Here is a 19,946-nt window from a genome sequence, read left to right on the forward strand (position 1 = left end):
GGGCATGGCGGGACAGGGCACTCCAGCGACGGCACTGCTGGCGAAGCGCAAGATCAAGCACAGCACCCACCCGTACGACGTCTCCCCGGACGCGCCGAACTACGGTGCGCTGGTCGCGGCGGCCCTCGGGGTGCCGCCGGAGCGGGTGTTCAAGTCGCTGGTCACCGAGGTCGACGGCGGACTGACCGTGGCGGTCGTACCGGTCACCGGGGAACTGGATCTCAAGGCGCTCGCCGCCGCGGTGGGCGGCAAGCGGGCCGGTATGGCGGATCGGACCGTGGCCGAGCGGGCCACCGGTTACGTCCGTGGCGGGATCAGCCCGCTCGGTCAGCGCAAGCGGCTGCCCACTGTGGTCGACGCGTCGGCGCTGGACCATCCGACCGTCTACGTCTCGGCGGGCCGCCGGGGCCTGCAACTGCAACTCGCCCCGGCGGATCTGGTCGCCCTGACCGACGCCGTCACCGCGCCCATCGCGGCCGCCTGATCCAGTTCGGACCACCGGCGCGGGTGTTGCCGCACCTCGCGGCGGGAGCGCTCTCAGCGGGGCAGGCGTCCGGGGACAGTGGCGTTGCTGAATTGTTACTGCCACCAACAAACTTCCGACCTCGGCAGTCTTGCGTGCCCGACGACGGGGGAATACGTTGCCGGACACAACAAAAGCACCGACCACTACTCCCCCACCCTCGGAAAGGACCCGTGCACATGCGCAAGGGCTTCCTCACCTTCGCCGCCGTCGGCCTCCTGGCCACCGGCAGCATGGCCGCCTGTGGTGACGACAGCGGCTCCGACCAGGCCGGTGGCTCGAACGACAAGAAGCCGAAGATCGGCGTCATCCTCCCGGACAGCAAGTCCTCCGCCCGCTGGGAGACCGCGGACCGCAAGTACCTGGAGGAGGCGTTCAAGGCCGCCGGCGTCGATTCCGTCATCCAGAACGCCCAGAACGACAAGAACGCGTTCCAGACCATCGCCGACCAGATGATCACCGACGGCGTGACCGTCCTGATGATCGTCAACCTGGACTCCGGCACCGGCAAGGCCGTGCTGGAGAGGGCAAAGTCCCAGGGTGTGGCCACCATCGACTACGACCGGCTGACGCTGGGCGGCTCCGCCCAGTACTACGTCAGCTTCGACAACGAGGCGGTCGGCAAGCTCCAGGGCGAGGGCCTGGTCAAGTGCCTGACCGACAAGGGCGTCAAGAACCCGGCGATCGCCTACCTCAACGGCTCGCCGACCGACAACAACGCCACCCTGTTCAAGAACGGGTACGACTCGGTGCTCAAGCCGAAGTTCGACTCGAAGGAGTACACCAAGGCCGCCGACGACTCCGTGCCGGACTGGGACAACGCGCAGGCCGCCACAATCTTCGAGCAGCAGCTCACCAAGGCCGGCGGCAAGATCGACGGGGTGCTCTCCGCCAACGACGGCCTCGGCAACGCGGCCATCTCCGTGCTGAAGAAGAACAAGCTCAACGGCAAGGTGCCGGTGACCGGCCAGGACGCCACGGCCGAGGGCCTGCAGAACATCCTCGCCGGCGACCAGTGCATGACCGTCTACAAGGCGGTCAAGAAGGAGGCGGACGCCGCCGCCGCGCTGGCCATCGGGCTCGCCAAGGGGGAGAAGAAGGACACCGACCAGACGGTCAAGGACCCGGAGGGCGGCCGGGACGTGCCGGCCGTGCTGCTGGAGCCGAAGGCGATCTACAAGGAGAACGTCAAGGACGTCGTCGATGACGGCTACGTGACCAAGGACGAGCTCTGCAAGGGCGCCTACGCCAAGCTCTGCGCCGACGCCGGCATCAGCTGACCCTTCCGTACCCGCATCAGACGACGCGCCGCCCGGCACGGATGTCCGTGCCTGGCGGCGCGTCGCCGGACGGGATCCGAGATCTTCCCTCCAGCCAAAGGAGACCCCCGTGTCCGCAACCCCCCTGCTGGAACTACGCGGGATCGACAAGAGCTTCGGTCCCGTCCAGGTGCTGCGCGACGTTGCCTTCACCGCCCACGCCGGTGAGGTGACCGCGCTGGTCGGCGACAACGGTGCCGGCAAATCAACCCTGGTCAAGTGCATCAGTGGCATCTACCCCACGGATGCCGGCCAGTTCCTCTTCGACGGGCGGCCGGTGAGCATCCACGGCCCCCGGGACGCCGCCGCGCTCGGCATCGAGGTCGTCTACCAGGACCTCGCGCTCTGCGACAACCTCGACATCGTGCAGAACATGTTCCTCGGCCGGGAGAAGCGCACCGGGATCGTGCTCGACGAGCCGACCATGGAGCAGATGGCCGCCGAGACCCTGGCCGGGCTCAGCGTCCGTACGGTGAAGTCGCTGCGCCAGCACGTCTCCAGCCTCTCCGGCGGCCAGCGCCAGACCGTGGCCATCGCCAAGGCGGTGCTCTGGAACAGCCGGCTGGTCATCCTGGACGAGCCGACCGCCGCGCTCGGCGTCGCGCAGACCGCCCAGGTGCTGGAACTGGTCCGCCGACTGGCCGACAACGGCCTGGCGGTCGTCCTCATCTCGCACAACATGAACGACGTCTTCGCCGTCTCCGACCGGATCGCCGCGCTCTACCTCGGCCAGATGGTCGCCCAGGTGAAGACCACCGACATCACCCACTCGCAGGTGGTCGAGCTGATCACCGCCGGCCGCTCCGGCAGCCTCGGCCTCCCCGCCGACCCGGCCCCGGGCAGCAACGGCAACGGCGCCGAGCCCGCCGACCCCACCCCAGGAGCCGCTCGATGACCACCACAGCCGTCAAGAAGGAAGGGCCCGCCGCGGTCGCACCGGCGCCCACCGTCGGCAGTCACCTCCACAACTACTGGGGCCGGGTACGCGGTGGCGACATCGGCGCGCTCCCCGCCGTCGGCATGCTCGTCGTGCTCTGTGTCGGCTTCTCGATCGCCCGCCCGTCCTTCCTCACCGCCGGCAACTTCGCCAACCTCTTCACCCAGGGCGCGGCGACCACCCTGATCGCGATGGGGCTGGTCTTCGTCCTGCTGCTCGGCGAGATCGACCTCTCGGCCGGCTTCGCCAGCGGGGTCTGCGCGGCGGTACTGGCCAACGTGGTGACCGTGCTCGGCCACCCCTGGTATCTGGCGCTGCTCGCCGCGGTCGCCACCGGCCTGGTCATCGGCACGCTCCTCGGCTTCCTGGTGGCGAAGGTCGGCATTCCCTCCTTCGTGGTGACCCTCGCCGGCTTCCTCGCCTTCCAGGGCATCGCGCTGATGCTCATGAAGGAGGGCGCGAACATCTCTGTGCGGGACGACGTGCTGCTGGCCATCGCCAACCGGAACCTTCCCCCCGCCGTCGGTTGGCTGCTGGCCGCCGTGGCGGTCGTCGGCTACGCGACGGTCCAGTTGCACCGGCACTGGCAGCGCTCCACCCGGGGCCTGCTGACCGACCCGATCGCGGTGGTCCTCACGCGGATCGGCGGGCTGGCGCTGATCCTCGGCGTCGCGGTTTACATCCTCAACCTGGAGCGCAGCCGCAACATCCTGATCACCTCGCTCAAGGGCGTGCCGATCGTGGTGCCGATCATCGCGGTGCTGCTGATCGTATGGACCTTCGTGCTCCAGCGCACCACCTACGGCCGGCACGTCTACGCGGTCGGCGGTAACCGGGAGGCGGCCCGCCGCGCCGGCATCAACGTCGACCGGATCCGGATCTCGGTCTTCGTGATCTGCTCCGGTATGGCGGCCATCGGCGGCATCGTGGCGGCGAGCCGGGCCAACTCGGTCGACCCGAACACCGGCGGCAGCAGCGTCCTGCTGTACGCCGTCGGCGCGGCGGTCATCGGCGGCACCAGCCTCTTCGGCGGCAAGGGCCGGGTGCTCGACGCGGTACTCGGCGGCGCGGTGATCGCCGTCATTGACAACGGGATGGGCCTGATGGGATACAGCTCGGGCGTCAAGTACGTGGTCACCGGCGTCGTCCTGCTCGGGGCCGCCGCCATCGACGCGCTGTCCCGACGGCGGGCCGCCGCCACGGGCACCCGCTGACCCGCTTACGGAAATGGCTGTGGCAATGCGCGCAGGACCGAGCCAGGACGAGATCCGCCGGCAGAACCTGGGCGCATTGCTGCGGTACGTGCACGTGCACGGCGCCACCAGCCGCGCCGAGCTGACCACCGCCCTCGGGCTGAACCGCAGCACCATCGGCGCGCTGACCGCCGACCTGGCCGGCGCCGGTCTGGTCAGCGAGGGCGCACCGAAGGAGACCGGCCGGGCCGGGCGACCGTCGCTGGTCGTCCGGCCCGAGTCGGAGCGGGTCTACGCGTACGCGTACAGCGTCGAGGTGGACCGGCTGCGGGCCGCACGGGTCGGTCTCGGCGGCGAGGTGCTCGACCGCTGGGAGCTGGACCGGCCCCGGAACCTGATCGCCGGGGAGGCCGCGCCGCTGCTGGCCGGCGCGGTCAAGAAGATGCACCCGTCGGTGCCGCCGGATGCCATCTGCGTCGGTGCCGGGCTGGCGGTCTGCGGCCTGGTCCGGCGGGAGGACGGCCTGGTCCGGCTGAGCCCGACCAACGGCTGGGTGGACGAGCCGATCGGCGCGGCGCTCGCCGCCGAGCTGGGCACCGACGTACCGATCACGGTGGGCAACGTGGCGGACGTGGCGGCCTTCGCCGAACACGCCCGGGGCGTCGCAACCGGCTGCGACAACGTCATCTACCTGTACGGGGACGTCGGCGTCGGGGCCGGCATCATCGCCGGCGGGCGGCGGCTCACCGGGCACGGCGGGTACAGCGGCGAGGTCGGCCACATGGTGGTGGTCCGCGACGGGCTGCCCTGCGACTGCGGGCGCCGAGGCTGCTGGGAGACCGAGATCGGCGAGCACGGGCTGCTACGGGCCGCCGGCCGCTCCGACGCCCGGGGCCGGGACGCGCTGCTGGCCGTCTTCGACGCCGCCGACCGGGGCGACGCCCGCGCCCAGACGGCCGTCCGGCAGGCCGGCGACTGGCTCGGCTTCGGCGTGGCCAACCTGGTCAACATCTTCAACCCGGAGATGATCATCTTCGGTGGCACCATGCGCGACCTCTACCTGGCCGCCGCCGCCCAGGTCCGCAGCCGGCTCAACGCCAACGGGCTGCCCGCCTGCCTGGAGCACGTCCGGCTGCGTACGCCGACGCTGGGCGAGGACGGGGCGCTGATCGGGGCCGCCGAACTCGCCTTCGAACGCCTCCTCGCCGACCCCCTCGACGTCGGCTGACGGCTCCCCGGACGGGCCGCCGGGGTGCGGCCGTTCAGCCGTGCCAGGAACGCCAGAGCGCCGCGTACGAGCCGTCGGCGGCGACCAGTTCGTCGTGCGAGCCCAGCTCGGTGATCCGGCCGTCCTCCACCACCGCCACCCGGTCGGCGTCGTGCGCGGAGAACAGCCGGTGCGCGATGGCGATGACGGTCCGCCCCTCCAGCACGGCGGCCAGGGAGCGTTCCAGCGCCCGGGCGGCACGCGGATCGATCAGCGAGGTGGCCTCGTCCAGCACCAGCGTGTGCGGGTCGGCGAGCACCAGCCGGGCCAGCGCGAGCTGCTGCGCCTGGGCCGGGGAGAGCGGCTGCCCGCCCGCCCCGACCCGGGTGTCCAGCCCGTCCGGCAGCGCCTCCGCCCAACCCAACGCGTCGACGGCGGCCAGCGCGGCGCGCACCTCGGCCGGTTCCGCGTCGGGGCGGATCATCGCCACGTTCTCGGCCAGGGTGCCGATGAAGACGTGGTGCTCCTGGCTGACCAGCGCGACGTGGCCGCGCAGCTCGGCCAGGGGCAGCCCGGTGAGCGGACGGCCGTCCACGGTGACCGAGCCGGAGCGGGGCGGATACACCCCGGCGAGCAGCCGCCCCAGCGTGGACTTCCCCGCGCCGGACGGGCCAACCATGGCCAGCTTCTCCCCCGGCCGAGGCACCAGGGTCACGCCGTGCAGCACGTCGTGCCCGTCCCGGTAGGCGTACCGGATGTTGTGGGCGGCCAGCCGGCCGTCGCCCCGCCCCGGCCCCTGACGAGCGGGCGCCACCGCGGCGTCGGCCGGATCGGCGGCGGGGCCGTTCGCCACCCCGAGCAGCCGGGCCAGTGAGGCGCCGCCCACCTGTAGCTCGTCCAGCCAGGCGAGGAGCCGGTCGACCGGGTCCACCAGTTGCTGCGCGTAGAGGGTGGCGGCGGTGACCTGCCCCAGGCTCGCCCAGCCCTTGAGGTGGAACCAGCCACCGATGAGCAGGGTGGCCACCGCCGGTACGACGTACCCGAACTCGGCCACCGGCCAGAAGACCGTACGCAGGTGGAGGGTGTACCGCTCGGCCGCGTACGACCGGCGGATGTCGGCGTCGGTGCGGGCCCGGCGGCGGGTCTGCTGCCGCAACGCCTCCGTGGTCCGGGCCCCCTCCACCACCTCGCTGATCCCGTCGGTGATGTCCGAGTACGCGGCGTTCTCCCGCAGGTAGCCCTCGGGCGCGCGGCGCAGGTACCAGCGGGTGCCGGCGACCAGCACCGGGACCGCGAGCAGCGCGGGCAGCACCAGCAGCGGGCCGGTCAGCAGCAGCGCGCCGAGGATCAGCAGCACGGTGACCGCCGAGATCAGCGTCTCGGGCGCGGCGAACCGCACCGTCCGGGAGAGCGCGGAGACGTCCCGGGAGGTACGGGTGAGCAGGTCGCCGGTGCCGGCGCGCTCCACGGTGGCCAGCGGCAGGGTGAGTACCCGCTCGACGAACTCCTCGCGCAGCTCGGCGAGGACCCGCTCGCCGAGCCGGGCCGAGGCCAGGTGGGCGAAGCGGACCAGCACCGACTGGACGACCACGAAACCGGCGATGGCCAGCGCGATCCGGTCGACGGTGACGGTGCCGACACCTCGCGAGATCCCCTCCACCAGGTCGCCGAGGAGCCGGGGCGCGATCAGGCCGGCCGCGGCGGCGAGCGCGTGCAGGCCGAGCGCGGCGGCCAGACCGCGCGGATGCCGGCGGATCAGGGTGCGCGCGTACCGGCGGACCTGGCCGGCGTCGGCGACGGGCAGGGCGGTGCTCACCGGTCCTCCTCCCGGCTCACCGTGGCCGCGTAGCGCGGCTCGGCGGCGAGCAGGTCCTCGTGGCGGCCCTCCGCGACCACCTTGCCGTCCTCCACGAACACCACGTGCTCGGCGCGGCCGAGCACCAGCGGACTGGTGGTGCAGACGAGCGTGGTCCGGCCGTCGCGCGCGGCGCCCAGCCGGTCGGCGATCCGCGCCTCGGTGTGCGCGTCCACCGCGCTGGTCGGCTCGACCAGGATCAGCGTCTCCGGGTCCGCGACCAGCGCCCGTGCCAGCCGGAGCCGCTGCCGCTGCCCGCCGGAGAATTCCCGGCCGCGTTCGGCCACCCGGCTGTCCAGCCCGTCGGGCAGCGCGTCGACGATGTCGGTCGCGCCGGCCGCGACCAGCGCCGCCTCGACCGAGGCCCGGTCGCCCCGGTCGTGCGGGTCCAGCTCCACGCGGAGCGGGCCGGCGAAGAGCTGCGCGTCGTTGTCGACCACCAGAATCCGCTCGCGCACCGTCGCCAGTGCCACGTCACGCAGCGGTACGCCGTGCAGCGTCACGTCCCCGTCGACGTACCGGCCGAGCCGGTCGGCGATCTCGGCCGCGTCCTCGGGCGCGGTGGCGGCCAGCGCGGTGAACCGACCCGGCCGCAGCACCAGCCCCGACCGGACGTCCACCAGTTCGCCCGGCCCGTCGGGCAGCGGCACCGGGCGGGCCGGGTCGGTGAACTCCGGGGTGAGGCGGAGCAGCCGGACCACCCGACGGGCGGCGACGTGCCCCCGGGTCAGCTTGTCGGCCGCCTCGGTGAGGTTGCGCAGCGGGCTGACCAGGAAGGCGGTGTAGCCGTAGAACGCGACGAGCTGACCGGCGCTGATCTCGCCGGCCAGCGCGAACCGGGCCCCCAGCCAGGTCACCAGCACCAGGAAGACCCCGGGCAGCAGGATCTGCGCCGCCTGGAGCAATGACTCCACCCGGGCCACCCGCAGGCTGTCGGCGCGCAGCGCCTGGGACTGCTCCCGGTAGCGGGCGCCCAGCACCGGTTCCCCGCCCACCCCGCGCAGCACCCGCAGCCCGGAGACGATGTCGGCGGCACGGGCGGTGAGCCGCCCGGTCGAGTCCCGGTACGCCGCCTGCTGTCGGTGCAGCGGCCGGATCAGCAGCGCCACCAGGCCCATCAGCAGTGGCACGCCGAGCACCACGACCAGCCCGAGCGGCAGCGACGCGGTGAGCAGAATCGCCGCGACGGTGACGATCGCCACCACCGATCCGGTGCCCCGGGCGGTGATGTCGATGGCGCTGCCGATGTGCTCGATGTCGGACGTACCGATGCTGACCACCTCGCCCGCGGCGGCCCGGCGGGGCAACGCGGCGCCGAGTCGGTTGGTGGCGTCCACCGCGACCTGCACGGTCCGGTACGCGGCGCCGAGCCAGTTGTGCACCGCGCAGCGGTGCCGGAGGATGCCGGCGGTGGCCTGGAGGACGCCCAGCCCCAGCAGTACGAGTCCCCAGCGCAGCAGCGCGTCCGGGTCACGGTGGGCGAGGCCGGCGTCGACGGCCCGCCCGACGGCGGCCGGCATCAGCGCCTGCGTCACCATCCAGACGACGCCGAGCGCGAGGCCGGCGCCGAAGATCAGCGGGTGTCGACCGGCCAACCAGACCAGGTAACGGGTGGCGGACCGGGCGTCGGGGGTGCCGGGATCGCCGGCCGGTGAGAAACGCATGACGCCCCGACGCTAGGCCGACGGCAGCCGGCCACGCCAACGAATTCCCGCCGGTCAGGGGCGGTGCCGGGTCAGCGGTCGACCTGGGTGAAGTCCCAGGTGTGCGGCGGGCGGGCGACCAGGGTCGGCGGCGGGTCGGGCAGCTCCCGCGGGTTGCTCCGCCACTTCGAGATGACCACGAGTCGGAAGTCGGTGGAGGAGAACACCTCGCTGGACAGGTGCAGCGGGTCGTGCTCGAACTCGGGCAGCACGGTCTCGCAGACCCAGGTGATCAGGTCGGCGAAGCCGTACGACTCGGCCTTCGCCTCCCACATCCGGACGATCACAGCACTCCCTCCCGCTCAGACGCTGACCACGGTCAGCGGCATCGCCGAGTCGGCGGGCAGGTCGAGGCGGCTCGGCGCGACGCCCGAGGCGACCAGGTGTGAACCCAGCGCCGCCACCATCGCGCCGTTGTCGGTGCAGAGCCCCGGCCGGGGCGTACGCACCCGGATGCCGTGCTTCGCCGCCCGGTGCTCGGCCATCGCCCGCAGCCGCGAGTTGGCCGCCACCCCACCGCCGATCACCAGCGTCTCGATCCCGCTGCTGCGGCAGGCATCCAGCGCCTTGCCGACCAGCACGTCACAGACCGCCTCCTGGAAGGACGCGGCCACGTCGGCGACCGGCACCGGCTCGCCGGCCCGCTGCCGGGCCTCCACCCAGCGGGCCACCGCGGTCTTCAGTCCGGAGAACGAGAAGTCGTAGCGGTGGGCGGCCAGGTCCTTGGGCGCGGTCAGCCCGCGCGGGAAGGCGATGGCCGCCGGATCGCCGGCCCGCGCCTCCCGGTCGATCCACGGGCCGCCGGGGAACGGCAACCCGAGCAGTCGGGCCACCTTGTCGAACGCCTCCCCGGCGGCGTCGTCGATGGTCGAGCCGAGCGGGGTGACGCCCCGGGCCAGGTCGTCGACGCGCAGCAGCGAGGAGTGCCCGCCGGAGACCAGCAGGGCGATCGCCGGCTCGGGCAGCGGGCCGTGTTCCAGGGTGTCCACGGCGACGTGCGCGGCGAGGTGGTTCACCCCGTACACCGGCTTCTCGGCGGCGACCGCGTACCCCTTCGCGGCGGCGACCCCGACGAGCAGCGCGCCGGCCAGGCCGGGGCCGGAGGTGACGGCGATCGCGTCGATGTCGGCGATCGTCACACCGGCCTGCTTCAGCGCCCGGTCCATGGTCGGCACGATGGCCTCCAGGTGGGCTCGGCTGGCCACCTCGGGCACCACGCCGCCGAACCGGGCGTGCTCCTCGACGCTGGAGGCCAGCGCGTCGGCGAGCAGGGTGTGCCCACGTACGATGCCGACCCCGGTCTCGTCGCAGGAGGTCTCGATGCCGAGGATCAGTGGTTCGTCAGCCATGCTCGTCAGTCCTCGTTGCGCTGCATGACCAGCGCGTCGGTGTTGCTCGGTTGGTAGTAGCCACGGCGCACGCCGATCGGCTCGAAGCCGTACGTGGCGTAGAGCCGTTGGGCCGGGGCGTTGTCCGCGGCGACCTCCAGCAGCGTGCTGCGCACGCCGCGCCGGGCCGCCTCGGCGAGCAGCGCCTCCAGCAGCGCCCGCCCGATCCCCCGGCGCTGGGCGTCGCGGCGGACCGCGATGTTCTGCACCCATGCCTCGTCGGGCGGCGACACCAGCAGCCCGGCGTAGCCGAGCAGGCTCCCGTCGTCGTCGGTGGCGACCAGGTAGAAGTGCCCGTTGGCCAGCTCGTTCCAGAACATCGCCGGAGACCACTGCTCGGCGCCGAAGAGGTCCTTCTCAAGGGGCAGCACCTGGTCGATGTGCCACCAGCGGAATCGCTCCAGTCGCACGCCCGTCACCGCAGGACCGGCTTGTGGCCGGTGGCCGCGACGGCGTCCGGGCGACGCAGGTAGAGCGGGGTGAGCGGCTCGCCGGGGGCACCCGCGCGGATCCGCTCGGCGGCGAGCCGGGCCAGCGCCGTCGCGTCCGGGTAGCGCGGCTCGACCCGCAGCGGCAGGCCGAGCACGTCCGCGTACCGGTGCGCGCCGTCGCCGACCGCGACCGTGACGGCCAGGTCGCGGGCGCGCTCCGCGGCGACCGCGGGGACGTCCACGTTCGGGCCGGCGATCCGCTGCCCGGCGCCGTCGTAGACCGCCCAGTAGACCTCGCGTCGCCGCGCGTCGCTGGCGGCCAGGACCGGCTCGCCGGCGGCCGCCGGGTGGCCGATCCCGTCCAGCGAGCAGACCCCGTACGTGGGGATGCCCAGCACCTGCCCCATGGTGGCGGCGGTGACCAGGCCGACCCGCAGTCCGGTGAAGGGACCCGGGCCGAGCCCGGCGACGATCGCGGCGAGGTCGCGGGGACGGGCGTCGGCGTCGGCCAGCACCGCGTCGACCTGCGGGGCGAGCAGCTCTCCGTGGGCCCGGGCGTCGACCGCACACCGCTGCGCGCGGGCCATGACGCCGTCAGCCGAGACCTCGACCAGGGCCGCGGTCACCGCGGGCGTCGATGAGTCCACCACGAGTACGAGCACGGTATGCCAGCCTAGCCGCCACCGCGGTTACCAGCGGTGACGCCCCTCCCTCCCTCGGCCGGCACCGGGCGGGGCCGGCGGGCTCAGCTCGGGGTGCGGAACACTCGCAGGAACGACGGCAGCAGCCAGGGGCGCGGACCCCCGATCCGCACCCGGCCGGTGAGCACCGCGCGGGCTCGGCTGACCCGACCGAACATCATCAGATTGAGCGTCGCCGGGTCGAAGCGGATCGTCACGTCCGGCCGCTCGTCCGGCGCGGCGAACCGCACCCGCCCGTGGTCGAGGGCGAGCGTGAGGGGCGCGGAGTGGGCCGAGGTGAACAGCACGACGATCCGGGGCCGGCGCGGCGGGTCGACCCCGTCGAACAGCCGGCCGTAGCCGTGCCGGATTATCCCGGCCAGGAACAGCTCCAGGAACAGCACAGCGTCCCGGGGTGGCAGGGTCCACGGCCGGCGGCCCGCGCGAGCGATGTCGTGGCCGTGCACCAGCAGCTCGTTGACCAGATGGGCGAGCAGGCCGGCGAGCGGCACCCGGGCGTCACCGAGCCAGGGCACCACCTCGTCGGGCCGGCGGCCCGCGCAGCCCGCCAGCAGCCGGTCGACGTCCTCACGCAGCCGGTCGAGCAGGGGCTCGGGGTCACGCTCCGTCAGGTGACGGAGCACCAGGTCGTTGGCGTCGGCCACCGTGTCGACGGTGACCAGCGGGAGCCGCTCGTCGAGGCCGGGGACCGGCAGCGGCTCGCTGGCCGGGTCGACCAGCCGGACGTAGTACCAGGCCAGTGAGACCAGGTGAGCCAGGGTGTCGGTGACCGTCCAGTCGGCGGTCACCATGGTGTCGGGCGGGACGGAGCGAGCCAGCGCGAGGAAGCGGTCGGCGTTGGCCGCGAGCGCGGCGGGCGCGGTCGACCACCCGTCCGAGGTGATGGTCGCCGACACGTTTCCTCCCCGCCTGTCGTAACCGGGGCAGAGCGTACTACCGTCCGCCACGAAACGACAACCGTGCGTCGATGGGTGCCCGAGTCCGGGCCGGGGCTGCCGGCCCGGAGTCGGCGGTCAGCCGGCTGAGCGCTCCCAGTCGATGGTGGGCAGCCCGGCGTCGGCGAGAGCCTTGTTGGCCGCGCTGAACGGGCGGCTGCCGAGGAAGCCACGCGGGTTCATCGGGCTGGGGTGACCGGCCTCCAGCACCACGTGCTGCGGGTTGGTGACCAGGGCCGCCTTCTTGCGGGCGTAACCGCCCCAGAGCAGGAAGACCACCCGCTGATCGAGGGCGTCCAGGGCCCGGATGGTGGCGTCGGTGAACTCCTCCCAGCCCTGGTTGGCGTGCGAGCCCGGCTTGGCCTCGCGGACGGTGAGCACCGAGTTGAGCAGCAGCACGCCCTGCGCCGCCCAGCCGGTCAGGTTGCCGCTCGCCGGCTTCGGCACGCCCAGGTCCTCGCCCAGCTCCTTGAAGACGTTGCGCAGCGACGGCGGCACCGACACCCCCTCGCGCACGCTGAAGCTCAGCCCGTGCGCCTGCCCCGCCTTGTGGTAGGGATCCTGCCCGAGGATCAGCACCCGGCAATCCGCCGGCCCGCACAGCCGGTAGGCGGAAAACAGGTCCTCGACCGGCGGGTAGACGGTCTGGGTCGCGTACTCCCCGGCGACGAACTCGGCCAGCGTCGCGGTGCGGGCCGGGTCGAGGTGCGGGGTGAGCACGGACTGCCAGGCGTCGGGCAGGAGCGCCAGCAGGTCGAGGGTGGGGGCGTCGTCGGGCATCGGCAACCTTCCGCCGGTGGAGATCGGTCCCGGGCACTGTAGGCGCCGGGTACGACAGTCGTCAGTCGAGGGTGGCCAGGCGTCGCGCCCAGTCTCCGCCGACCGGCTCGCACGTGACCACCCGGGTGTCGTCGTCCCGGCGGTCGATGCGGACCCGCAGATGCGCGTCGACCAACTGCTCGACCACCCCCTCGCCCCACTCGACCACGGTGACCGCCTCGTCCACCGAGGCGTCCAGGTCCAGGTCGTCGATCTCGGCGCGCGGGTCGGCGGACTCCCCCAGGCGGTACGCGTCGGCGTGCACCAGGGTCACCCGCCCGCCCCGGGCCGGATCGGGGCGGTGTACCCGGGCGATCACGAAGGTCGGCGAGGTGATGTCGCCGCGTACGCCGAGGCCGGCGCCGATGCCCTGGGTCAGCGCGGTCTTCCCGGCCCCCAACGGGCCGCTGAGCAGCAGCAGGTCACCGGCGTGCAGCACCCGGGCCAGCCGGCGGCCGAACTCGTGCGTGTCGTCGACCGTCTTCAACTCCACGACGACGGTCACAACCCCTCCAGAAAAGCTTCGAGCGCCGCGCTCACCTCGTCGGCGTGCTCCAGCATCACCACGTGCCCGCTGTCGTGGATCTTCACGAACTCGGCGTGCGGCAGCCGCCGGACGATCTCCTCGGAGTGGGTCACCGGAGTGATCATGTCCTTGTCCCCCACGATCACCAGCACCGGTGTGTCGGCCAGCGCGGCCAACGCCGGAAACCGGGAGTGGGTGGCCAGCGTACGCAGGTAGCGGGTGACCGTGTCGGCCGAGGTCCGCGAGTTCATCGTCTCGACGTACGACACCAGGGCGGGGCTGGGCCTCGATGTGCCGAAGCCGTACCTGCGGGTGAGCAGCCAGGCGACGTCGGACGTCGACTTCCGGGCCCGGTCGATCACCGTGCCGCCGTACCGGGCGGCGTTGCTCATCATGTAGAGCACCGGCGCGCCGACCCGGCCGAGCAGCGCGGGCGCCACCAGCCTGGTCTCGGCGAGCACACCTCCCGAGGTGGCCATCAGCACGGTGCCGACCACCCGTTCGCCGAACAGCTCCGGGTACAACTCGGCCAGCGCCATGATCGTCATACCGCCCATGGAGTGACCGACCAGCACCAGCGGCCCCTCCGGAGCCACCTCGTCGATCACCCGGCGCAGGGTCCGGCCCAGCGCGACCAGGTCGTAGTCGCCGGCTTCCAGCCTGCCGGAGCGGCCGTGCCCCGGCTGGTCGTACGCGACGATCCGGTAGTCGCCGCGCGCGGCGAGCATCTCGCGCTGGAAGTGGAAGGTCCCCATGTCCAGGCAGAAGCCGTGCACCAGCACCACGGTCGGGTGCCCCTCGACCGGCCGGGTCGGCTCGACCACCTCGACGTGGATGTCGGTGCCGTCCGGCATCTCCAGCCGGAACGCCTCGTCGTACCGCTGCTCGCCGAAGACCTCGTGGGCGTACGGGTCCGCGGGGTCGTTCTTGAGGCGGCGGACCAGGATCCGCTCGCCCACCACGCCGGCGGCGAGCCCGGCGGCGGCGACACCGACGGCGGCGCCGACCACCCCGGCGACCCGGCCGGCCGCGGTGCGCGGCCGGGGGACGCGGAAGCGGTGATTCACGGCCTTTCGCCGTCGTAGACGCGGGGTACCCGGACCCCGCCGAACCGGGTCACGATCTCGTAGTTGATCGTGCCGACCGCCTCGGCCCAGTCGTCGGCGGTGGGCTCGCCGTCCGCGCCGCTGCCGAAGAGCGTCGCCACGTCCCCGGCCGCCACCTCGTCGTCACCGCAGTCCAGCACGAACTGGTCCATGCAGACCCGGCCCGCGATGGTCCGCCGCTTGCCACCGAGCTGCACCGGACCGGTGCTGGAGGCGTGCCGGGGCACCCCGTCGGCGTACCCGAGCGGAACGACGGCCAGGTTGGCCTCCCGCTCGGTGACGTAGGTGTGGCCGTACGACACGCCGGTGCCGGACGGGACCCGCTTGGTCAGCATCACCCGGGCCCGGGCGGTCATCGCCGGGCGCAGACCGAACCGCTCGCCGGCCACCGGGGAGAGCCCGTAGATGGCCAGGCCGGGGCGGACCAGGTCGAAGTGGGTGTCCGGGCGGGTCAGCGTGGCGGCCGAGTTGGCCAGGTGCCGGTAGCGGGGGCGCAGCCCCGCCTTCTCGGCCATGGCCACCCCCTCCTCGAAGACGGCGAGCTGCCCGTCGATGGTGGGGTGGCCGGGCGAGTCCGCGTACGCGAAGTGGCTCCACACCCCGACCACCTCGACCAGGCCGTCGGCCTGGGCCTTCGCGGCGGCCTCCAGCAGGACGGGCCAGTCGGCGACGGTCGCCCCACCGCGCGACAGGCCGGTGTCGATCTTCAGATGCACCCGGGCCGGGCGGTCCGCCCGGCGGCCCGCCTCGACCAGCTCGTCCAGCTGGGTGAGGCTCGCGCAGCCCAGGTCGATACCGACCGCGACACCGTCGTGCAGCGGCAGCCCGGGGCGAGCAGCCAGGCCAGCACGGGCGCGGTGACCCCCTCCCGGCGCAGGGTGAGCGCCTCGTCGAGGGTGCAGACCCCGAGCCAGTCCGCGCCGGCGTCGAGCGCCGCGCGGGCGGCCGGAGCCATGCCATGGCCGTACCCGTCGGCCTTCACCACCGCCATCAGCTCGGCGCTGGTGCCCGTCCTGAGCTGGGCCACGTTCTCCCGGATCGCGTCCAGGTCGACGCGCACCTCCGACTGCCACATGCCCCCAGCCTACTTCCGCGGCTGATCATCGCGGCCGAGAGCCGTGCGGTCCGCCGACCCGGGACGCGGGACGTCGGGTCGGGCCACCGTGGTCAGCGCAGGCGGGCGAGCACCGGGCGGAGGGCGGCCGCCACGTCGGGCGCGGTCACCGGACCGCCCCGGGCCGCCTCCCGGCCGGCCAGCCCGTGCAGGTACGCCGCCGCGGTGGCCGCCCGCTCGGCCGGCAGCCCGGCGGCGAGCAGCGAGCCGAGCAGCCCGGCCAGCACGTCGCCGGTGCCCCCGGTGGCCAGCACCGGGGTACCGGTCGGGTTGACGTACGCCCGGCCGTCCGGGGTGCCGACGATCGTGCGGTCGCCCTTGAGCAGCACCACCGCGTTCATCCAGGCGGCCAGCCGCAGCGCGGCCCCCACCCGGTCCGCGCCCGGGGTCTCCCCACAGAGCCGGGCGTACTCCCGGTCGTGCGGGGTCACCACGATCGGCGCGTCCCGGCCGCGCAGCCGGTCGGCCATCGAGCCGTCGACCAGCAGGGTGAGCGCGTCGGCGTCGAGCACCACCGGCACCGGGGCGCTGAGCACCGTACGCAGCTCGGTGACCGACTGCTCGCCGGTGCCCAGCCCCGAGCCGCAGACCCAGGCCTGCACCCGGCCGGCGTCGGCGACCCGGCCGGTGGCGATCACCGACGGGTGCTCGTGCAGCACCTCGGCGCGGGCGCTGCCCGCGTACCGGACCATGCCGGTCGGGCCGGCCAACGCGCCGCCCACCGAGAGCACAGCGGCACCCGGGTACGCGGCCGAGCCGGTCGCCACCCCGACCACGCCCCGGCTGTACTTCTCCGACGTCGGGCCCGGTCGGGGCCACCAGTCGACCACGTCCGACCACTCGGTGACCCGCAGCGCCGGGGTGCCGCGCAGCCACGGCTCCAGCCCGATGTCGACCAGCTCGACGTGCCCGGCGAGCGCGGCGGCCGGGCCGACCACCAGGGCCGGCTTCAGCGCGCCGAAGGTCACCGTCACGTCGGCGCGTACCGCGCAGGGCCGGCCGGCGGCGGTGAACGGCACGTGCCCGGTGTCCACCGCGACGCCGCTCGGCACGTCCACCGCCACCACGGTGGCCCGGGCGCCGTCCCGCCCGCAGCGCTCCGCCAGGCTCGCGGCGAGCTGATCGGCGGTCTCCCGCAGCCCGCCGGTGCCCCCGATCCCGACGATGCCGTCGAGCACCAGGTCCACCGGGGCCGGTGGCCGGTCGACGAGGCGCCCGCCGGCGGCCCGCAGCGCGGCCAGCCCCTCGGCGTGCGCCCGGCCGGGGGTGAGCAGCAGGGCGGACACCGCCGCGCCCCGGCGGGCCAGCCGCGCGCCCGCGTACAGGGTGTCGCCGCCGTTGTCGCCGGAGCCGACCAGCAGCAGCACCCGGGCGCCGTAGACGCCGCCCCGGTCGGCGAGCAGCAGCGCGCAGCGGCGGGCCAGGCCGGCGGCGGCCCGCCGCATCAGCTCCCCCGGCGGGAGGGTGGCCATCAGGCCGGCCTCCGCCGCGCGTACGTCCGCGACCCGCCACACCCGTCTCATGCCACCCCGTCCCGTCCGTTCGTCGCCGGGCGGCCCGCCCGGTCGGCTCAGCGTTCCGCGACCACCATCGCCGACGCGATGCCGCCGTCGTGCGACAGCGACAGGTGCCAGCGGTTGATCCCCCGTTCGGCCGCGGCGGCGGCCACCGTGCCGGAGACGGTCAGCCAGGGCCGGCCGTCCGGATCCGGCACGACCTCGCAGTCGTGCCAGCTCAGCCCGGCCGGCGCGCCGAGCGCCTTGGCCACCGCCTCCTTCGCCGCGAAGCGGGCGGCCAGGGACTCGGGCGAGCGCGGGTTGCCCGAGCGGGTGTACCGCTCGGGCTCGCTGAAGAGGCGGTCGGCGAGCAGCGGCGTCCGCGCCAGGGCTCGGGCGAACCGGTCCACCAGCACGACGTCGATGCCGACAGCCACGATCACGCACCTCACCCTACCGGCGGTTCCGGCCGGAGATTAGCCGCCGGGTGCGCGGTGGACAACGCTTGTGGACAACCCACGGGTACGGCCACCGCCGGTTGTCCACAGGGCCGGTGCCGGCGGCCGGCTGTCCCCTAGCGTCCCCGTTGCCCGATCCGCCCGCTGCTCCGGCGCGGGCGTCCGTCATTGCCGCCGTCAGCCGTCGGCGGCCCATGCCACCCGGGGAGGTCACCGATGACCGGGGAGCCGTTCACCGTCGAGCCGGAGCTGCTGCGCGGTGTCGCACGAGGGCTGGGCGACGACGCGTACCGGCTGGCGCGGTCACTGGCCGGCGCGCACGGGCTGGTGGCGCCGGCCGACGGCTGGCGGGCCGGGGTGGCGCTGGCCGACCTGGAGGCGGCGACGCACCGCTGGTGCGGGGCGCTCGCCGCCCGGTTGGCGACCACCGCCGAGTCGGTCCGGGCCGCCGCCGACGACTACGAGGCGGCGGACGAGCGGGCCGCCCGCCGGCTGACCGGGATACCCCGTTGAGGCTCCGCGCGGGCACCCCCGGCACGACCGGCACCACCACTGGACGCGGCGCCGACCCGGGCGCGGCTTCGGCGGCCGGCTACGCCCAGCTCTGGCGGGCCGACCCAGGTGCCTGGGCCGCGGCCGGGGTGGCCTGGCGCGGGCTCGCCGATCCGCTCCGGCAACGGGCCGCCGGGCTGGACGCCCGGGTCGCCGCCCTTCGTCTCGGCTGGTCCGGCGCCGCGGCCAGCGCGGCATGCGGTCAGGTCGGCCGGCTGCGTGACGCGCTGGCCGACGTGCTGCCCGCGCTGATCGAGGTCGACCAGGCGCTCGCCGAGTTCGCCGCCCGGCTGGGCGCGGCGAAGGCCCGGCTCGCCGCGGCGGTGGCGCACGCCGACGCGGGCGGCCTGCTGGTGGACCGGGCGGGGGCGGTTCGGCCCGATCCGGCCCGCCCCCGCCCCGCCGACCGGCTCGGGCCGGCGGTGACCCAGGTCGCCGCCGAGGTACGCGCCGCGCTGGCGCTGGCCGGCGCGGCGGACCGGGAGGCCACCGCCAGGCTCGGCGAGTTGACCACGGCGGCGGCCACCGGCTGGGTGAGCGTCCCGCCCGGCTGGCGGCCGTCGCCCGCAGCCGGCCCGGCCGAGGTCAGCCGCTGGTGGGCCGGGCTCACCCCGGCGGAGCGCCGCTGGCTGACCGGGCACGAGCCGGCCCGGGTCGGCCGGCTCGACGGGGTGCCGGTGGCGGCCCGGGACCAGGCCAACCGGCTGCTGCTGGCCGGGCGGCGGGAGGAGCTGGTGGCCCGACTCCGACGGGTGTCGAAGCCGCTGCCGCCGGGGCCGCTCGAGCTGGCCAGGGTGGCCCGGCTCGCCCGGGTGGAGGCGGCGCTGCGCGGCCTCGACGCGCTGGGTCGACGGCTGGCCGTGCCGGGGCCGCCCCGGGCCTATCTACTCGGGCTGGATCCTGGCGGGGACGGGCGCGCGGTGGTGGCGCTGGGCAACCCGGACCGGGCCGGTGCGGTGCTGACGTACGTCCCGGGGATGACCGCGGACCTCGCCGACGCCCCGGGCGAGCTGGGCCGGGCCGCCCGCGTGCTGGACCGCTGCGCGTCGCTCGGGCCGGGCGAGGAGACGGCGGCGGTGCTCTGGCTGGACTACGACGCGCCGGACTTCCTGCCCGAGGCGGCCCGCTCCCGGCAGGCGGAGGACGCCGGGCCGGCGCTGCACCGGTTCCAGGAGGGGCTGCGGGCCTCACACGAGGGTCCGCCCGCCCGGCAGACCGTGCTCGGCCACAGCTACGGCTCGCTGGTGGTCGGCCTCGCGGCCCGCGACCACGGGCTGAGCGCCGACGCGCTGGTCTTCGTCGGCTCCCCCGGGGTGGGCGTCGAGCACGCGGGCGAGCTGCGGGTGCCGCCCGGGCAGGTCTGGGCCAGCACCGCACCGGACGACGTGATCCGGCTGGCCCGGCCACCGGAGGAGCTGGCCCGCCGGGCGATTCTGGCCGGGACACCACTCGGCCCGGCGGCGGCGATGCTGGACGGCCGCGACCACGAGCTGTGGTTCGGGCGCGACCCGAGCGACCCGGGCTTCGGCGGGCGGCGCTTCCCCAGCGGCCGGTACGGCCACACCGGCTACTGGGAACCCGGCAACCCGGCGCTGGACGGGATGGCCCGGATCGTGCTGGGCCGGTGAGCCGCGCGGGTGGGGATACGACGCGGCCCCTCCGCCGTCGGGCGGAGGGGCCTGG

19 protein-coding genes and 1 pseudogene are annotated in these 19,946 nt (G+C 74.5%); 7 read left to right on the forward strand and 13 right to left on the reverse strand.

The annotated features are described in order from the left end of the window. Positions 1–4: 4 nt before the first annotated feature. From ybaK to GA0070604_RS27615, 5 genes are all read left to right on the forward strand, one after another. Positions 5–484 carry a Cys-tRNA(Pro) deacylase gene (ybaK, locus tag GA0070604_RS27595; protein WP_091124974.1) on the forward strand — a complete coding sequence of 160 codons (480 nt, stop codon included), beginning with the start codon at positions 5–7 and terminating at the stop codon, positions 482–484. Positions 485–702: 218 nt separating this feature from the next. Further along, positions 703–1,803, forward strand: coding sequence for a sugar ABC transporter substrate-binding protein (locus GA0070604_RS27600; protein ID WP_091124978.1), 1,101 nt, complete (start codon positions 703–705; stop codon positions 1,801–1,803). Positions 1,804–1,912: 109 nt separating this feature from the next. After that, on the forward strand, positions 1,913–2,737 hold the full coding sequence (locus tag GA0070604_RS27605) for an ATP-binding cassette domain-containing protein (RefSeq protein ID WP_091124981.1): 825 nt from the start codon (positions 1,913–1,915) through the stop codon (positions 2,735–2,737). Further along, entirely contained in the window at positions 2,734–3,993 is a 1,260-nt protein-coding gene (locus GA0070604_RS27610) for a sugar ABC transporter permease (RefSeq protein WP_091124985.1), read from the forward strand. Before GA0070604_RS27605 ends, GA0070604_RS27610 begins: the two co-directional genes overlap by 4 nt. Before the next feature lie 25 nt (positions 3,994–4,018). Beyond that, positions 4,019–5,200: an ROK family protein gene (locus tag GA0070604_RS27615; protein ID WP_091124989.1), complete on the forward strand. Its 1,182-nt coding sequence runs from the start codon at positions 4,019–4,021 to the stop codon at positions 5,198–5,200. Positions 5,201–5,234: 34 nt separating this feature from the next. Here GA0070604_RS27615 and GA0070604_RS27620 read toward each other — a convergent pair whose 3' ends face one another. The 13 genes and pseudogenes from GA0070604_RS27620 to GA0070604_RS27680 all read right to left on the reverse strand — a co-directional run bounded on the left by GA0070604_RS27620 (position 5,235) and on the right by GA0070604_RS27680 (position 17,696). Beyond that, positions 5,235–6,995, reverse strand: a complete 1,761-nt coding sequence (locus tag GA0070604_RS27620; protein WP_091124992.1) for an ABC transporter ATP-binding protein — start codon at positions 6,993–6,995, stop codon at positions 5,235–5,237. Next, positions 6,992–8,698, reverse strand: a complete 1,707-nt coding sequence (locus tag GA0070604_RS27625; RefSeq protein ID WP_091124996.1) for an ABC transporter ATP-binding protein — start codon at positions 8,696–8,698, stop codon at positions 6,992–6,994. The genes GA0070604_RS27620 and GA0070604_RS27625 overlap by 4 nt, the downstream gene beginning before the upstream one ends. A 71-nt stretch (positions 8,699–8,769) precedes the next feature. Further along, positions 8,770–9,024 (reverse strand): hypothetical protein, encoded by a 255-nt coding sequence (locus GA0070604_RS27630; RefSeq protein WP_091125000.1) that lies wholly within the window; start codon positions 9,022–9,024, stop codon positions 8,770–8,772. 15 nt (positions 9,025–9,039) lie between these two features. Further along, the gene (gene tsaD / locus GA0070604_RS27635; protein WP_091125003.1) at positions 9,040–10,086 is read right to left on the reverse strand and encodes a tRNA (adenosine(37)-N6)-threonylcarbamoyltransferase complex transferase subunit TsaD; all 1,047 of its coding nucleotides are present in this window, start codon (positions 10,084–10,086) and stop codon (positions 9,040–9,042) included. A gap of 5 nt (positions 10,087–10,091) precedes the next feature. Continuing rightward, positions 10,092–10,544: a ribosomal protein S18-alanine N-acetyltransferase gene (gene rimI / locus GA0070604_RS27640; protein ID WP_208602178.1), complete on the reverse strand. Its 453-nt coding sequence runs from the start codon at positions 10,542–10,544 to the stop codon at positions 10,092–10,094. Then, positions 10,541–11,218: a tRNA (adenosine(37)-N6)-threonylcarbamoyltransferase complex dimerization subunit type 1 TsaB gene (gene tsaB, locus GA0070604_RS27645; protein ID WP_091125007.1), complete on the reverse strand. Its 678-nt coding sequence runs from the start codon at positions 11,216–11,218 to the stop codon at positions 10,541–10,543. The genes rimI and tsaB overlap by 4 nt, the downstream gene beginning before the upstream one ends. Before the next feature lie 83 nt (positions 11,219–11,301). Continuing rightward, entirely contained in the window at positions 11,302–12,153 is an 852-nt protein-coding gene (locus tag GA0070604_RS27650; protein ID WP_091125011.1) for a maleylpyruvate isomerase N-terminal domain-containing protein, read from the reverse strand. A 117-nt stretch (positions 12,154–12,270) separates the two neighbouring features. After that, positions 12,271–12,972: a uracil-DNA glycosylase gene (gene ung, locus GA0070604_RS27655; protein ID WP_091125014.1), complete on the reverse strand. Its 702-nt coding sequence runs from the start codon at positions 12,970–12,972 to the stop codon at positions 12,271–12,273. Between the two features lie 61 nt (positions 12,973–13,033). Next, positions 13,034–13,516, reverse strand: coding sequence for a tRNA (adenosine(37)-N6)-threonylcarbamoyltransferase complex ATPase subunit type 1 TsaE (tsaE, locus tag GA0070604_RS27660; protein WP_091125018.1), 483 nt, complete (start codon positions 13,514–13,516; stop codon positions 13,034–13,036). Further along, positions 13,513–14,604, reverse strand: coding sequence for an alpha/beta fold hydrolase (locus tag GA0070604_RS27665; protein WP_091125022.1), 1,092 nt, complete (start codon positions 14,602–14,604; stop codon positions 13,513–13,515). The genes tsaE and GA0070604_RS27665 overlap by 4 nt, the downstream gene beginning before the upstream one ends. Beyond that, positions 14,601–15,718 (reverse strand): annotated as a pseudogene (gene alr, locus GA0070604_RS27670) (alanine racemase). Before alr ends, GA0070604_RS27665 begins: the two are co-directional and overlap by 4 nt. A 92-nt stretch (positions 15,719–15,810) precedes the next feature. Next, on the reverse strand, positions 15,811–17,280 hold the full coding sequence (locus GA0070604_RS27675) for an NAD(P)H-hydrate dehydratase (protein WP_091125026.1): 1,470 nt from the start codon (positions 17,278–17,280) through the stop codon (positions 15,811–15,813). A 47-nt stretch (positions 17,281–17,327) separates the two neighbouring features. Then, complete coding sequence (locus GA0070604_RS27680; protein WP_091125028.1) at positions 17,328–17,696, reverse strand: holo-ACP synthase; 369 nt, start codon at positions 17,694–17,696, stop codon at positions 17,328–17,330. Between the two features lie 231 nt (positions 17,697–17,927). Between GA0070604_RS27680 and GA0070604_RS27685 the strand changes: the two genes are divergently transcribed. Beyond that, positions 17,928–18,224: a type VII secretion target gene (locus tag GA0070604_RS27685; RefSeq protein ID WP_091125032.1), complete on the forward strand. Its 297-nt coding sequence runs from the start codon at positions 17,928–17,930 to the stop codon at positions 18,222–18,224. Continuing rightward, entirely contained in the window at positions 18,221–19,891 is a 1,671-nt protein-coding gene (locus GA0070604_RS27690; protein ID WP_091125036.1) for an alpha/beta hydrolase, read from the forward strand. The genes GA0070604_RS27685 and GA0070604_RS27690 overlap by 4 nt, the downstream gene beginning before the upstream one ends. Positions 19,892–19,946 lie beyond the last annotated feature (55 nt).

This window comes from Micromonospora eburnea (genome assembly GCF_900090225.1).
GTDB classification, from domain to species: domain Bacteria; phylum Actinomycetota; class Actinomycetes; order Mycobacteriales; family Micromonosporaceae; genus Micromonospora; species Micromonospora eburnea.